This window comes from Gibbsiella greigii (assembly GCF_039540155.1).
Lineage (GTDB): Bacteria > Pseudomonadota > Gammaproteobacteria > Enterobacterales > Enterobacteriaceae > Gibbsiella > Gibbsiella quercinecans.
The window spans coordinates 214,120-229,241 of the sequence record NZ_BAABEM010000020.1; the positions used below are offsets into that span (position 1 = coordinate 214,120).

General features: G+C 60.8%; 12 protein-coding genes and 1 riboswitch. Of the genes, 9 read left to right on the forward strand and 3 right to left on the reverse strand.

What is annotated here, in order from left to right; genetic code table 11:
• Positions 1–199 precede the first annotated feature (199 nt).
• Genes AC559G_RS13980 through AC559G_RS13990 form a run of 3 tightly spaced genes read left to right on the forward strand, consistent with a single transcriptional unit; the run spans position 200 to position 2,769 of the window.
• The gene (locus AC559G_RS13980; protein ID WP_498912917.1) at positions 200–1,216 is read left to right on the forward strand and encodes an ABC transporter substrate-binding protein; all 1,017 of its coding nucleotides are present in this window, start codon (positions 200–202) and stop codon (positions 1,214–1,216) included.
• Between the two features lie 9 nt (positions 1,217–1,225).
• Positions 1,226–1,990, forward strand: coding sequence for an ABC transporter permease (locus tag AC559G_RS13985; RefSeq protein ID WP_095846451.1), 765 nt, complete (start codon positions 1,226–1,228; stop codon positions 1,988–1,990).
• On the forward strand, positions 1,987–2,769 hold the full coding sequence (locus AC559G_RS13990) for an ABC transporter ATP-binding protein (protein ID WP_438598878.1): 783 nt from the start codon (positions 1,987–1,989) through the stop codon (positions 2,767–2,769). The genes AC559G_RS13985 and AC559G_RS13990 overlap by 4 nt, the downstream gene beginning before the upstream one ends.
• 51 nt (positions 2,770–2,820) lie before the next feature.
• Here the strand turns inward: AC559G_RS13990 and AC559G_RS13995 are convergent, their stop codons facing one another.
• On the reverse strand, positions 2,821–3,540 hold the full coding sequence (locus AC559G_RS13995) for a DUF3053 domain-containing protein (RefSeq protein WP_498912918.1): 720 nt from the start codon (positions 3,538–3,540) through the stop codon (positions 2,821–2,823).
• Positions 3,541–3,871: 331 nt separating this feature from the next.
• Positions 3,872–3,970: riboswitch (guanidine-I (ykkC/yxkD leader) on the forward strand.
• A 64-nt stretch (positions 3,971–4,034) separates the two neighbouring features.
• On the opposite strand from AC559G_RS13995, the gene AC559G_RS14000 reads away from it, so the two are divergent.
• The 6 genes from AC559G_RS14000 to uca all read left to right on the forward strand — a co-directional run bounded on the left by AC559G_RS14000 (position 4,035) and on the right by uca (position 11,841).
• A complete protein-coding gene (locus AC559G_RS14000) occupies positions 4,035–5,102 on the forward strand; it encodes an ABC transporter substrate-binding protein (RefSeq protein ID WP_498912919.1) in 1,068 nt (355 codons plus the stop codon).
• Positions 5,103–5,118: 16 nt separating this feature from the next.
• Positions 5,119–5,931: an ABC transporter permease gene (locus AC559G_RS14005; protein WP_498912920.1), complete on the forward strand. Its 813-nt coding sequence runs from the start codon at positions 5,119–5,121 to the stop codon at positions 5,929–5,931.
• A gap of 10 nt (positions 5,932–5,941) precedes the next feature.
• Positions 5,942–6,721, forward strand: a complete 780-nt coding sequence (locus AC559G_RS14010; RefSeq protein ID WP_095846457.1) for an ATP-binding cassette domain-containing protein — start codon at positions 5,942–5,944, stop codon at positions 6,719–6,721.
• Between the two features lie 19 nt (positions 6,722–6,740).
• Positions 6,741–7,448 (forward strand): urea amidolyase associated protein UAAP1, encoded by a 708-nt coding sequence (locus tag AC559G_RS14015; protein WP_498912972.1) that lies wholly within the window; start codon positions 6,741–6,743, stop codon positions 7,446–7,448.
• Positions 7,448–8,071 carry an urea amidolyase associated protein UAAP2 gene (locus AC559G_RS14020; RefSeq protein ID WP_498912921.1) on the forward strand — a complete coding sequence of 208 codons (624 nt, stop codon included), beginning with the start codon at positions 7,448–7,450 and terminating at the stop codon, positions 8,069–8,071. Before AC559G_RS14015 ends, AC559G_RS14020 begins: the two co-directional genes overlap by 1 nt.
• 173 nt (positions 8,072–8,244) lie before the next feature.
• Positions 8,245–11,841, forward strand: a complete 3,597-nt coding sequence (gene uca, locus AC559G_RS14025) for an acetyl-CoA carboxylase biotin carboxylase subunit family protein (protein ID WP_498912922.1) — start codon at positions 8,245–8,247, stop codon at positions 11,839–11,841.
• Positions 11,842–11,898: 57 nt separating this feature from the next.
• On the opposite strand, the gene glyS is transcribed toward uca, so the two are convergent.
• Both glyS and glyQ read right to left on the reverse strand, forming a co-directional pair.
• On the reverse strand, positions 11,899–13,968 hold the full coding sequence (gene glyS / locus AC559G_RS14030) for a glycine--tRNA ligase subunit beta (RefSeq protein ID WP_498912923.1): 2,070 nt from the start codon (positions 13,966–13,968) through the stop codon (positions 11,899–11,901).
• A gap of 9 nt (positions 13,969–13,977) precedes the next feature.
• A complete protein-coding gene (glyQ, locus tag AC559G_RS14035) occupies positions 13,978–14,886 on the reverse strand; it encodes a glycine--tRNA ligase subunit alpha (RefSeq protein ID WP_279028678.1) in 909 nt (302 codons plus the stop codon).
• Between the last annotated feature and the right edge of the window lie 236 nt (positions 14,887–15,122).

Here is a 15,122-nt window from a genome sequence, read left to right on the forward strand (position 1 = left end):
CCCTTGCCATACTGCGCCCCACGAAGGCGATGCCAGCAGTGCACCACCACAGCGCTCCGCCTCATTGCGGTGCGTTGCCTGGGCCGAACACGTTACATCCTATTGTATTAACGTGTTTTTTATTTTGGCATAAGTTCTGCATACGTTAGCTGGCCTTGTATACAAGTTTGTATCCTGTCAATAACACTGGGGAACATTTATGCGCGATCATAACGATGAAAAAATTGATATTCAGCGTCGTCGGTTAATGAAATTATCCGCCCTGAGTTTGGGCGGCATAACCTTGGCCAGCATGCTGAACAGCACGCCGGCCTTGGCGGCCGATGATGAAATCCTTATCGGCTACTGGCCGATTGTCGGCGGGTTGCCGCTGTACACCGGCGTTGAAAGAGGCATTTTCAAACAGGCGGGGTTGAACGTGAAGGCCGTGAAGTTCGCCAGCCCGCAACAAGTCGTGGAAGCGATGATCACCGGCCGTATTCACGGCTGCGCCAACGGCACCGCTACCGGTGCGCTGGGGCTTGGCGCCATCACCAGCCCGGAGTTATTCAAAATCATCTGCTCTAACCCATCCAATGAAAAAATGGTGTTGGACGAGTTCCTGGTGCCGGTCAACAGCAGCGCAACGCGCATTTCGGATCTGCAGGGCAAGCGCATCGCCTGCGGCCCCGGTATCCAGAACGTGACCATGACGAAAATCATTCTGGAAAAAAACGGCTTCAGCGACACCAAAGTCATCGAATTGCCGGTGGGCCAGCATGCGCCATCGCTGGCCGCCGGGCAAATCGACGGGGTGTATACCCTGGAGCCAACCGGTACGGTGGCGCGCATCAAGGGGATGGGCAAAGTGTTGGAAACCGGCGTGATTTCCAAATACGTGCTGGGCGATGCCGCTGCCCCTTGGTTCGGCGGCGCGGCGGCGCTGACCAGCAGCTTTATCAGCGCCAACCCCCAACGGGCGCAGCAATTCACCCAGGCATACGGCCAGGCGGTTGAGTTTATCCAGCAACAGCCGGAGGCTTCGCGCCAATACGTGGCCGGCTATACCGGCATTGAGCCGGCGCTGGTACATGAAGTGCCGCTGCCCGGCTTTGTCATGTATGACCAGCTCACCAGCGACAATCTGCAGTGGTTCCAGAAATTTTACGACGTGTTCACCGAGCGCAAGATTTTCAGCAAACCGGTAGACGTCGCATCACTGATTTATCGTGCGTAGAGGGATGATATGACCAAAAATTGGGGAAACAGGCTCTTACCCCTGATCGGGCCTGCCATCCTGTTTGTCTTATGGCAAACGGCGGTGAGCGCCAAATGGCTCAACCCGGTGCTGCTGCCTTCGCCGGTGGAAACACTGCGCTATCTGTTCGAAGCGCTGGTGAGCGGCGGCATGAACCAGGATATCGGCGCCACGCTGTACCGCACGATGATGGCCTTTGTGTTTTCCGCCGTGATCGGCGTGCCGTTGGGGGTGATTCTGGGCAGCAATGAGCGCGTCTACCGCAGCGTAGAGTTCCTGGTGGATTTCTTCCGCTCCACGCCTTCGTCGGCCATGATCCCGCTGTTTATGCTGATTTTCGGTATCACCGATGCCAATAAAATCGCCATCGCCGCTTTCGCCGCAGTGTTGGTCATCCTGTTTAACAGCGCCTACGGGGTGATGAATGCCAAAAAGACCCGCATCATGGCGGCTCACGTCATGGGGGTGCCCCGCTGGCATATATTCAAAGACATCATGCTGATGGAAAGCCTGCCGCAAACCTTCGTTGGGCTGCGCACCGGCGTCTCGATGGCGTTGGTCATCGTCATCGTCGCGGAAATGTTTATCGGCTCGGAAACCGGCCTTGGCCACCGCATTATTGATGCGCAGCAGTTGTTTAATATCAAGGATATGTATGCATCTATTCTGCTGACCGGCGCCTTTGGCTATCTGCTTAACCTGGCGTTTTTGTTAATAGAAAAACGCTGCGTACACTGGAGTGGCAAAGCATGAGTAATCCATCCTGGCCGAAGCCCAACACCCACGTTACCATCCGCGGACTGTATAAATCCTTCGCGGGCCAACCCCTGTATAGCGATCTGAATCTGGATCTGCCCCGGGGAAAGATCGTTTCCATTTTCGGCCCCAACGGCTGCGGTAAATCAACGCTGATGAACATGATTGCCGGCTTGCTGCCGCTCGATCAGGGGCAGATTTTGTTCGACGGCAAAAAGCTTTCCGAAACCAATATTGGCTACGTGTTCCAAAACTACCGCGATGCGCTGTTCCCCTGGATGAGCGCCTGGAAAAACATCGCCTACCCGCTGAAACGGCGCGGCATGAAAGAGCATGAAGTCAAAGCGCGGGTGGAAGAACTGGCGCAAATGTTTGATATCCGTTTTGATCTAAACCGCTACCCGTATGAGCTTTCCGGCGGCCAACAGCAAACCGTATGCATCATGCGCGCGCTGGCGGTTAAACCGGAAGTGATGTTCCTGGACGAGCCGTTTTCCGCACTCGATTTTGAAATGACGCTGTTTATTCGAGACAAGCTGCAACAAGTGCAGCTGGCGACCGGCGTTACCATGCTGATTGTCTCGCACGATCTGGAAGACGCGGTTTTCCTCGCCGATGAGATCCTGCTGCTGACGCGGCGCCCCACCCAGGTGGCGGAGATTGTGCCATTCAACCTGGCGCGCCCGCGCAACGCCGAAGCCATGAGCGACCCGGAGTTCATTCGGGTCAAAGCCCATACGCTGGCGGTATTTAAGCGCGAAATGGCGGCGGGTTAAGCGCCGCCCCGGTGGCGGCACCCAGCACGGGCGCCGCCGCTGGCCATACCGTTACTGCATCACGCGCTGCACAGTGCTCTGCGCATTGAGCAGGTTTTGCTGGCGCGCCACCAGGTTCGACATCATGGTGTTGTACTGCGCCGCCTGTTGCTGGGTGCGGAACTGCACACCGCCGTTGTTGAAGCTCACCTGGTTACCCTGCGCCTGCAGGAAATCCCCCACCTGCACCAGATCCTGCAGGAACGTGGCGGTGTTCGGGATAGCCGGCATCAGCGCATTGGCCGGATCGGTGACCACTTTGTCATACACCTGGTTGTATACGGCTTTAAGATCGTCCGGCTGCTTCAACGCCGCGCGCGCCGTATCCGCCTGCGATTTTGCCGACTGAATCTGCTGGCCGAGCAGGTTCAGCGCGCCGACGGACTGCTGCAGCGCATCGCGCTTGGCGATATAGTCTGGCGCGACGCGGATCTGATTAACCAGATCCAGCGCCGGCGTCAGGCTGGCGTCCACCGATTTGGATAACTGCTGGGAAAAGCCGACTAAAATCGCATAATCGCCGGCATAATTGCCGAACTTTTGCTTTTGATCTTCGCTCAGCGTGGGAATTCTCACGCCGCTGCGCATCACGGTATTTTGTAAGTAATCAATGAACGCCTTGCGCTGTTCCGGCTCTTTATCGCCACAGGCAGTCAACTGCAGGACTGCCAACAATGCCAATACCGGCACCAACCAACGCATCAGGCTTCTGCTCTGGATCCCTACCGCCATGTGACATAACTCCTGTTATAAACGTACTTTTTCATCGGGCTCCATGCCTTTTGCCGCACTCCGTGCGCCTATAAGAATAGATCAACTGCCAGCAATCCGATACGCGATTCACCCTGGTGCGCATATTGCGCGGTGAAATGCTTCGCCGTAGTGCAGACTGCGCCAAAAGCGACCGCCCGCCCATCATTCACCGAATAGCGCAGTACGTCAATGGCGAACAAATAACCTGATAAAACAAGCCGGATAGGCGGTTTTTTCACAACCTGGCAAGTATCTTGCTTAATTTTGCCTGCAGGAGCGGTAGCGGGTCACCGTTGTCGCACGACAATTTGCAATAGGTCACTAGGGTTCCGGTCTGGCAACAGGCGCTGGTCCGAGAGTGGCCGACCGCCCTCTGGCGGTTACACGGCGGGATAAAAACCCGGGAGGCCAACGCGAGATCGTTCTCGCCGCCGACCTGCCTTTATTCCGTGGTTAACGTCAGAGGACATCACATGATTAAATTCTGCCAACGCCTGCTGCAGGGCACCGTCTTATTGAGCGCCCTGTTGGCCAGCCTGCCGACCCTGGCGAGCGCCAAACCCAGTTTCAAACTCTGTTGGTCCGTCTATGTGGGCTGGATGCCTTGGGATTACGCCCAGCAGCACGGCATCGTCAAAAAATGGGCCGATAAATACGGCATTGATATCCAGTTCGTTCAGATCAACGACTACATCGAGTCGGTCAACCAATATACCGCCGGCAGCTTTGACGGCTGCACCATGACCAACATGGACGCGCTGACCATTCCCGCCGCCGGCGGCGTGGACAGCACGGCGTTGATCGTCGGCGACTACTCCAACGGTAATGACGGCATCCTGATCAAGGGCCAGGGCGATATGACGGCGCTGAAAGGGCAGCCGATCAACCTGGTGGAGCTTTCCGTTTCGCATTACCTGCTGGCGCGTGCATTGGAAAAGGCCGGCATGAGCGAAAAAGACGTGCAGGTGGTCAATACCGCCGACGCCGATCTGGTCTCCGCTTTCAGCACGCCGAGCGTGAAAGCGATCGTCACCTGGAACCCGCTGCTGGCCGCCGCCAAACAGCAACCCGACAGCCACCTGCTGTTCTCTTCCGCGCAAATCCCCGGCGAGATCCTCGATCTGCTGGTGGTCAACCGCGCTACGTTACAAAAACACCCCGAGCTTGGCAAAGCGCTGACCGGCGCCTGGTATGAAACCCTGCGCACCATGGCGGGCGACGGCGCCGAAGCGGTGGCCGCACGCAGCCAAATGGCGCAGGCCTCCGGTACCGATCTGGCCGGCTTCGACCAGCAGTTAGCGGCCACCCATCTGTTCAGCACGCCGCAACAGGCGTTGGCGTTTACCCAAAGTGCACAGTTGAAAACCACCATGCAGGCGGTGGCAGAGTTCTCCTTCCGTCATGGGCTGCTGGGCGATAACGCCCCCAGCGCCGACGTGGTGGGCATCAGCACGCCGGCAGGCACCTGGGGCAACACCGGCAACGTCAAACTGCATTTTGATGACAGCTATCTGAAGCTGGCGGCAGCCAACCAGCTGTAAAGCCACGGGGCCGATGATGAAAAAAATCATTAACTACCAGCCGGACAGGCTGTCACGGGTACTGCTCGGCTTTCTGCCGCTGTTGCTGCTGACGGTGATCTACCTGATGGCTTCCGACGCACGGCTGGCGACTAATGCCTCCGACAAACTGCTGCCGAGCTTTGGCAGCATGGGCGACGCACTGGCGCGCATGGCGTTGCAGCCAAGCCCGCGCACCGGGGAATACCTGATGTGGATCGATACCGGCGCCAGCCTGCTGCGCCTGCTGATCGGCATTCTGATCAGCAGCGGGCTGGGGCTGGCGCTCGGGGTATTCTGCGGCGCCCTGCCTGCGGTGCGCGCCCTGCTGTCGCCGCTGATCACGCTGTTTGCGCTAATCCCGCCGCTGGCGGTGCTGCCCATCCTGTTCATTGTGTTCGGGCTGGGGGAAGTCTCGAAAGTGGTGCTGATCGTGATCGGGGTGGCGCCGTTTATCGCCCGCGATTTGCAGCAGCGGGTACAGGCCATTCCGCAAGAGCAGCTGATCAAGGCGCTGACGTTAGGGGCGCACAGCGGCCAGATCCTGTGGCGCATCATTCTGCCGCAACTGCTGCCGCGCCTGCTGGAAGCCGTGCGCCTGTCGCTTTGTTCCGCCTGGCTGTTCCTGATCGCCGCCGAGGCCATCGCCTCCACCGAAGGGCTGGGCTACCGCATCTTCCTGATGCGCCGCTATCTGGCAATGGATGTGATCCTGCCTTACGTCGCCTGGATCACCCTGCTGGCCTTCCTGCTGGATGTGTTGCTCAGCAGCATCAGCCGCCGCTGTTGGCCCTGGTATTACGCACGCTAAGGAACACACCATGAGCCTGTTAGTGATGAAGCAGTTGGAAAAACATTACGGCGCCCAGGTGGTGCTGGAGCGGGTCAACGCCAGCGTGGAGGAAGGCGAGTTCGTGTCGATCGTCGGCGCCTCCGGCTGCGGGAAAACCACCTTCCTGAAAATGATGCTCGGCACTGAATCCCCCAGCCGCGGCCAACTGCTGCTGGACGGCCAGCCGATCCGCCAGGAACCGGGGGAAGACCGCGGCGTGGTGTTCCAGCGCTATTCGGTTTTCCCACACCTCAACGCCCAGGAAAACGTGATGCTGGGCGATGAATTCAGCCAGGCACGTCTGCTCGGCCGCGTGTGGGGAAGCAAACGCCGCGCCATTGCCGAGCGGGCCGCCGCCATGCTGCAACAGGTGGGGCTGGGCCAGGCGCTGCAAAAATACCCGCACCAGCTTTCGGGCGGTATGCAGCAACGGTTGGCGCTGGCACAGGCGCTGATGAAAAAGCCGCGCATCCTGTTGCTGGACGAACCGTTCGGCGCGCTTGATCCCGGCATCCGCGCCGATATGCACCAGTTGATCACCGAACTGTGGCAACAGCACCGCCTGACGATCTTTATGATCACCCACGATCTGAAAGAAGGGTTTTCCCTCGGCTCGCGCCTGTGGGTATTCGACAAACTGCGCCACGATCCGCAGGCCCCGGACGCATACGGCGCCAGCATCACCTATGACATCCCGCTCGACCGCACGCCCGCCGTGCCGATCGAGCACGTGAGCAGCCTGGTCTATCCGCCGGCCCAACGGGCCTGAACGCTAAAAGGAGAGAATGATGACAGACAGCCTGTACCAAACCCAATTGCCCGCCGGCGCCCACTGGTCGCTGCGAGTGCGCCGCGGCATGGCGCTGCGGATCACCGATATCGCCGGCGGCACCAACGTCGGCATGTTGTTCTACAACCCGGAGAACCTGCTGGAACGCTACAACGCCGCCGATACGCTGAAGTGCCAGCACACGTTCCGCCTGACCGCCGGGCACTGCCTGTATTCCGATATGGGCCGCATCTTTTGCGGCATTGAACAGGATGACGCCGGCTGGCACGACACCGTTTGCGGCACCAGCAACGCCGCGCAGGTAGCCAAACAGTTCGGCACTCTGGATTACCAGCAGGCGCGGAACGAACGCCACCAGAACGGCTATGACAGCCTGCTGACCGAACTGGCGAAATACGGCCTGGGCAAACGCGATATGGCCGCCAGCCTCAATCTGTTCTCCCGCGTGGAGGCCGACGCCGACGGCAACCTGCGTCTGGCGGCAACGCCGCACCCCGGCGCCAGCGTCACGCTGCGCTTTGCGATGGACGCGCTGGTGCTGCTGCACACCTGCCCGCACCCGCTGTCCACCGCCGCCCAATACCCGCGCGGCGCGGTCGGCATCGCCCTGCTGGCCGGCAGCGCGCCGCTGCCGGAACACTGCCTGACCATCGAGGAAAACCGCCGCGGCCTGGCCAACAACCACCTTTACTACGCAGGAGCCTGATGATGAACACCGCAACCCCTTCCGTTTACCGCAAAACCATCGGCGCCGGCGATTACTGGCTGTACCGCGTCAACGCCGGGCAAACGCTGCGCATCACCGATCTGGAAGGCAACCAAGCGGCGGATACGCTGTTCTTCAACGCCGATGACACCGCCGAGCGCTACAGCGCCATGGATACCCTGCGCGGCCAGCAAAACCTGTACCTGGGTCTGGGCACCGTGCTGCGCTCCAATGACGATCGCCCGATGCTGGAGATCGTCGGCGACACCTGCGGCCGCCACGACACTCTGGGCGGCGCCTGCTCCACCGAAAGCAACACCGTGCGCTACGATCTGGAAAAACGCCACATGCACGCCTGCCGCGACAGCTGGATGCTGGCGATCGCCGAACACCCGGAATACGGCCTGACCAAGCGCGACATCACCCATAACATCAATTTCTTTATGAACGTGCCGGTCACCGCGGAAGGTGGCCTGACCTTCGCCGACGGAGTTTCCGCACCGGGGAAATACGTCGAACTGGTAGCGAAAATGAACGTACTGGTGTTGATCTCCAACTGCCCGCAGTTGAACAACCCATGCAACGCTTACAACCCGACGCCGATTGAAGTCGAGGTCTGGTAACACCACGTCCGCCCGCAATGCAGAACCTACGCAGACGGCACCGTTCGGTCCCCTCTCCCTGAGGGAGAGAGCAAGGGTGAGGGGGATAGAAACCGAAGGTGAGAATGATGACGGGACGACCCGCCATCGCATAACAAAACGCAGGACGGCCTGCCTTTGAAAGAGAACGCACCATGTTCAACTGCGTATTGATCGCCAACCGGGGCGCAATCGCCGTGCGCATCATCCGCACACTGAAACAGCTCGGCATCAAAGCCATTGCGGTCTACGCCGAAGCCGATCGCCATTCGCTGCACGTCCGTCATGCCGATTGCGCTTTCAGCCTGGGCGAAGGCAGCGTGCGCGAAACCTATCTCAATCAGGACAAACTGATCGCCATCGCACAGCGCGCCGGCGCACAGGCCATCCATCCCGGCTACGGTTTTCTCAGTGAAAACGCCAGCTTCGTCACCCGCTGCGAACAGGCACAGATCGTGTTTCTCGGCCCCACGGTGGAACAGATGGCGGCGTTCGGCCTTAAACACCGGGCGCGGGCGTTGGCGCAGCAAAACCAAGTGCCGCTGCTGCCGGGCAGCGATCTGCTGACCAGCGAGCAGCAGGCGTTGAGCGCCGCAGCGGCAATGGGCTACCCGGTGATGCTGAAAAGCACCGCCGGCGGCGGTGGTATCGGCATGCAGCGCTGCGACGATGCCCAAGCGCTGGCCAAAGCGTTTACCCACGTCAAACGGTTGGCAGGCAATAACTTCGCCAACGACGGCGTGTTTGTGGAAAAATTTGTGGCTCAGGCCCGGCACATCGAAGTACAAATTTTCGGCGACGGCGCGGGCCTGGTGATCGCCCTGGGCGAACGCGACTGCTCAGCGCAGCGCCGCAACCAAAAAGTGATCGAAGAAACCCCAGCGCCGCACCTCAGTGATGAGGTACGCAGCGCGCTGCACCAAACCGCGGTGCGGCTGTGCCAGGCGGTCAACTACCGCAGCGCCGGCACGGTGGAGTTCGTTTACGATGCCGCCCAGGATCGCTTCTACTTTCTGGAGGTCAACACCCGGCTGCAGGTGGAACACGGCGTCACCGAAATGGTGTATGGCGTGGACATTGTGCGCTGGATGGTGGAGTTGGGCGCCGGTTGCCTGCCGGCCCTTAATGTGCCGCCGGCGCAAGGCCATGCGGTGCAGGTGCGGCTGTATGCCGAAGATGCCGCCAAGCAGTTCCAGCCGTGCGCCGGGCTGTTGAGCCAGGTGGCGTTCCCGCAGCAAGCGCCCGGCGCCCGGTTGCGGATCGACACTTGGGTCGACAGCGGCAGCGAAGTGCCCGCGCTGTACGATCCGATGCTGGCTAAGGTTATCGTTCACGCGGCCGATCGCCCCAGCGCGCTGGCGGCGCTGCAAACTACCCTCGCCCAGACCACGCTGTACGGCGTGGAAACCAACCTCGGCTACCTGCGCCACCTGTTGACGCTGCCCGCGGTGCGCAACGGCACTCTCATTACCGCCACCCTTGGCACGGTGACATACCGGCCGACGACGCTGGACGTGCTCAGCCCCGGCACCCTGACCAGCGTTCAGGACGCGCCCGGGCGCATCGGTTACTGGCATATCGGCGTGCCGCCTTCCGGGCCATTCGACGGCCGCTCGTTCAGGATCGGCAACCGCCTGTTGGGCAACGATCCGCAGGCGGCTGGGCTGGAGATCACCCTACGCGGGCCGACGCTGCGCATTAATTGCGATTGCGCATTGGCGATTACCGGCGCGCAGATTGACGCCACTCTCGACGGCCAGCCCGTGCCACTGTGGCAAGTGGTGAACGCCAAAGCCGGCCAAACGCTGGCGCTGGGCAAGGTGAGCGGCGCCGGTTGCCGCAGCTACCTGCTGCTGGCCGGCGGCGTAGATTGCCCGGCCTATCTGGGTAGCCGCAGCACCTTCACCCTGGGCCGTTTCGGCGGCCATGCCGGGCGCGCACTGCGCAGCGGCGATGTGCTGCACCTTGCGGCCCCGGCGCACCGCAGCGCACAGGCGCTGCCGGCCGAGATGGCGCCACCGTGGCGGAATACCTGGCAACTGCGTGTGATCTACGGGCCGCACGGCGCGCCGGAATTCTTCACCGACAGCGACATCAGCGCCTTTTTCGCCGCCGAGTGGCAGGTACATTACAACTCCAGCCGCACCGGCGTGCGCTTGATCGGCCCGAAACCACAGTGGGCGCGCAGCGACGGCGGCGAAGCGGGCATGCACCCGTCCAACATCCACGACAACGCCTACGCCTTCGGCACCATCGACTTCACCGGCGATATGCCGGTGATCCTGGGGCCGGATGGCCCGTCGCTCGGCGGCTTTGTTTGCCCGGCAACGGTGATCCACGCCGATTTGTGGAAGCTCGGCCAGCTGAAAGCCGGCGATACCTTGCGCTTTATCCCCGTGACGCTGGAAGATGCCGACCGCCTCGCCCAACGTGCGGAAGAGGAAATCGCTGCGCTGCAGGCCGCGCCAGTGCACATACCGCCGGCCGCGCCGGGCAACCCGATTCTATTCCACCGCGCCGCGCACGGCGGCTTGCCGGCGGTGACCTGCCGCCGCGCCGGCGATCGTTTCCTGCTGCTGGAGTATGGCGAACAGGTGCTGGATATTGCGTTGCGCTTCCGGGTGCATGCGCTGATGCAGTGGCTGGAACAGCACCCGCTGCCGGGCATGCTGGAACTGACGCCGGGTATCCGCTCTCTGCAGATCCATTTCGACGCGCTGCGCTGCCCGCGCGAGCGCTTGCTGGCGCACCTGCAATCGGCGGAACAACAGCTGGGCGATCTGCAGGGCACGCAGGTGCCTTCGCGCACCGTGTGGCTGCCGCTCAGTTGGGATGACGCCGCCTGCCATGAAGCCATCGCCAAATATACCCAGTCGGTGCGCCCCGGCGCGCCCTGGTGCCCGAGCAACATTGAGTTTATCCGCCGCATCAACGGTCTGGATTCAGTGGAGCAGGTCAAAGAGATCGTGTTCAACGCCCGTTATCTGGTGATGGGGCTGGGGGATGTCTACCTGGGCGCCCCGGTCGCCACCCCGCTCGATCCGCGCCACCGGCTGGTAACCACCAAATACAACCCGGCGCGCACCTGGACGGCGGAAAACTCCGTCGGGATCGGCGGCGCCTATCTGTGCGTGTACGGCATGGAAGGGCCAGGCGGCTACCAGTTCGTCGGCCGCACGTTGCAAATGTGGAACCGCGATCGTCAAACCCCGGAATTCAACCAGCCGTGGCTGCTGCGTTTCTTCGATCAGTTACGTTTTTACCCGGTGAGCGCCGAGGAACTGCTCGATATCCGCGAACGCTTCCCGTACGGCGATTACCCGCTGCGGGTGGAGGAAGGCAGCTTCAGCCTGTCGCAGTATCAGGCGTTCCTTGCGCAGCAGCAGGCGGAGATTACGGCCTTTGCGCAGCGGCGCCAGCTGGCGTTTGATGCCGAACTGGCGCGCTGGCGCGCCGACGGCCAGTTTACCTTTGACAGCAGCCAGCAGCAGGAGCAGCCGCTAGAGCTGGAAACCATCCCGGAGAACTGCCATGGGGTGGAAAGCCTGGTGGCGGGCAGCGTGTGGCAGTGGTTGGTCACGCCCGGTGAAACGGTGCGGGAAGGGCAAACGCTGGGCATTTTGGAATCCATGAAAATGGAGATACCGATCGCCGCCCCGGTGGCCGGGGTGGTGCGGGCACTCAACCGCCCGGCGGGCAGCCAGGTCCAGGCCGGGCAGTTGTTGATGCTGCTCGAAATCAGCGCGGCGTAACATAAAAAATGCCAGCCGGCATAACCGGCTGGCATTCCTGTTTGACTGCGGCAACGCTTACTGCAGCACGGAGATATCCGCCACCTGCAGGAACAGCTCGCGCAGCTTGCTCAGCAGCGTCAGGCGGTTGACGCGCACGTCGTTATCTTCCGCCATCACCATCACGCTATCAAAGAACGCATCGACCGGCTCGCGCAGCGCGGCCAGTTCCACCAGCGCTTCCTGATAACGGCCGGCGGCAAACAGCGGCTGCAGCTTATCGCGCAGCACCACCACGTGGGTGGCCAGTTGCAGCTCGGCCGGATCTTTCAGCACCGACGCCTGGACTTCGTCATTCAGCGTATCAGAAGACTTGGCCAGGATGTTGGAAACGCGCTTGTTGGCTGCCGCCAGCGCCGCCGCCGCATCCAGGGTGCGGAAATGGCTCACCGCTTTCACCCGCGCGTCGAAATCCGCCGGTTTGGTCGGCCGGCGTGCCAGCACGGCCTGGATGGTGTCCACCGCGTGGCCTTCTTCCTGATACCATGCACGGAAGCGGCCCAGCATGAATTCCACCACGTCGTCGACCACATTGGCGTTGGTCAGCTTATCGCCATACAGGCGCACCGCCTCTTCCGCCAGGGTTTGCAGATCCAACGGCAGGTTTTTCTCAACGATGATGCGCAGCACACCGAGCGCGGCACGGCGCAGGGCGAACGGGTCTTTATCGCCTTTCGGATGTTGCCCGATGCCGAAAATACCGGCCAGGGTGTCCATCTTGTCGGCGATCGCCAGTGAGCACGCCACCAGGGAATGCGGCAGATCGTCGCCGGAGAAGCGCGGCTGATACTGTTCATTCAGCGCCACCGCCACATCTTCGGCCTCACCGTCATGGCGCGCGTAGTGCATGCCCATCACGCCCTGGGTATCGGTGAATTCGAACACCATGTTGGTCATCAGATCGCACTTCGACAGCAACCCGGCGCGGGTAGCGTGGTTGACGTCGGCGCCAATCTGGCCGGCAACCCAGCCCGACAGCGCCTGAATGCGGTCAGTCTTGTCGCGCAGCGAACCCAACTGCTGTTGGAACAGCACGGTTTCCAGACGCGGCAGGTTGTCTTCCAGGCGTTGCTTGCGGTCGGTATTGAAGAAGAACTCGGCGTCCGCCAGGCGCGGGCGCACCACTTTTTCGTTACCGGCGATGATTTGCTGCGGATCTTTGGATTCGATGTTGGCGACAAAAATGAAGTTCGGCAGCAGTTTGCCCGCGGCGTCATACACCGGGAAGTACTTCTGGTCACCCTTCATGGTGTAGACCAGCGCTTCCGCCGGCACCGCCAGGAATTTCTCTTCGAATTTGGCCGTCAGCACCACCGGCCATTCCACCAGCGACGCCACTTCTTCCAGCAGGCTGTCGCTCAGATCGGCCTTGCCGCCAATCTTTTGCGCCGCCAGTTCGGCATCGCGCTTGATGATAGCTTTACGCGCTGCATAATCCGCCACCACTTTGCCGCGCTCCAGCAGGATCTGCGGATATTGGTCGGCGTTGTCGATGGTGAACTCCGCTTCGCCCATGAAGCGATGGCCGCGCAGGGTACGCCCGGATTCGATGCCCAGGATGGTGCCCGGGATCACCTGCTCGCCCAATAGCAGGGTAACGGTATGCACCGGCCGCACAAACTGGGTTTCTTTATCGGCCCAGCGCATCAATTTTGGAATCGGCAGCTTGCTCAGCGCATTGCTGACCATATCGACCAGCAGTTCCTGCGCCGACAGCCCCTTCACGTGAGCGCGGTACAGCAGCCATTCGCCTTTGTCGGTTTTCAGGCGTTCCGCCTGATCGACGCTGATGCCGCAGCCGCGCGCCCAGCCTTCGGCCGCTTTGCTTGGGCGGCCTTCGGCGTCGAACGCTTGGGCAATCGCCGGGCCGCGTTTTTCAACGGTGCGATCGGCCTGGGCGGCGCTCAGGTTGGCCACTTTCAGCGCCAGACGGCGCGGCGCGGCAAACCAGATGACGGCACCGTGTTCAAGGCTGGCGTTGTCCAGTTCGGCGGTAAAATTAGCGGCAAAAGCTTCTGCCAGTGAACGAAGAGCCTTCGGCGGCAGCTCTTCCGTGCCGATTTCCACCAGGAAAGTCTGTTGTGTCATGGCTGCCTCTTAATTCTTTTTACACATCGGGAAGCCCAGCGCTTCGCGGGAAGCGTAGTAGGCCTCGGCAACGGCTTTGGTCAGCGTGCGGATACGCAGAATATAACGCTGGCGCTCGGTAACCGAGATCGCCTTGCGTGCATCCAGCAGGTTGAAGGTATGGGCAGCCTTCAGGATACGTTCGTAAGCCGGCAGCGGCAGCGGTTTTTCCAGCGCCAGCAGCTTTTGCGCTTCTTTTTCATACTGCTCGAAGCAGGTGAACAGGAAATCGACGTCGGCGTATTCGAAGTTATAGGTGGACTGCTCCACTTCGTTCTGGTGGAACACATCGCCGTAGGTGGTAACGCCCAGCGGGCCGTTGCTCCACACCAGATCGTAAACGCTGTCCACGCCCTGGATGTACATCGCCAGGCGCTCCAGGCCGTAGGTGATTTCGCCGGTAACCGGTTTGCACTCCAGGCCGCCCACCTGCTGGAAGTAGGTGAACTGCGTCACTTCCATGCCGTTCAGCCACACTTCCCAACCCAGGCCCCAGGCGCCGAGCGTCGGGTTTTCCCAGTTGTCTTCAACGAAGCGGATGTCATGGATGGTGGGATCCAGCCCCAGCTCTTTCAGCGAGCCCAGATACAGTTCCTGAATATTTTCCGGCGATGGCTTGATGATCACCTGGAACTGGTAGTAGTGCTGCAAGCGGTTAGGGTTTTCGCCGTAGCGGCCGTCGGTCGGGCGGCGTGACGGTTGCACATAGGCAGCGGCGATCGGCTCTGGGCCAAGCGCGCGCAGGCACGTCATAGGGTGGGAGGTACCCGCGCCGACTTCCATGTCCAATGGTTGAACAATGGTACAGCCCTGGCGCGCCCAATAGTCCTGCAGTGTCAGGATCAGGCCCTGAAAGGTCTTGGTATCAAACTTTTGCATGTTGAATTCGCACGCGGTACAAGTGGTTTTAGATTGAATGCGCAAGTATACCCGTTGACCGTAAGATATACAGCCACAATCCAGCATCAAGTGCGAATCATCAAACAAAAAGCGGTTTTGGCCGCCGAAAAGCCGGGAAAATCGCCAGTGCCAAGGCTGCCGGCAGCCCCATCTCTCGCCAACACACTCAGGGTGAAAGCAAGCAAAGTGCTCAGCAGTTCATCAAGACAAGCGCA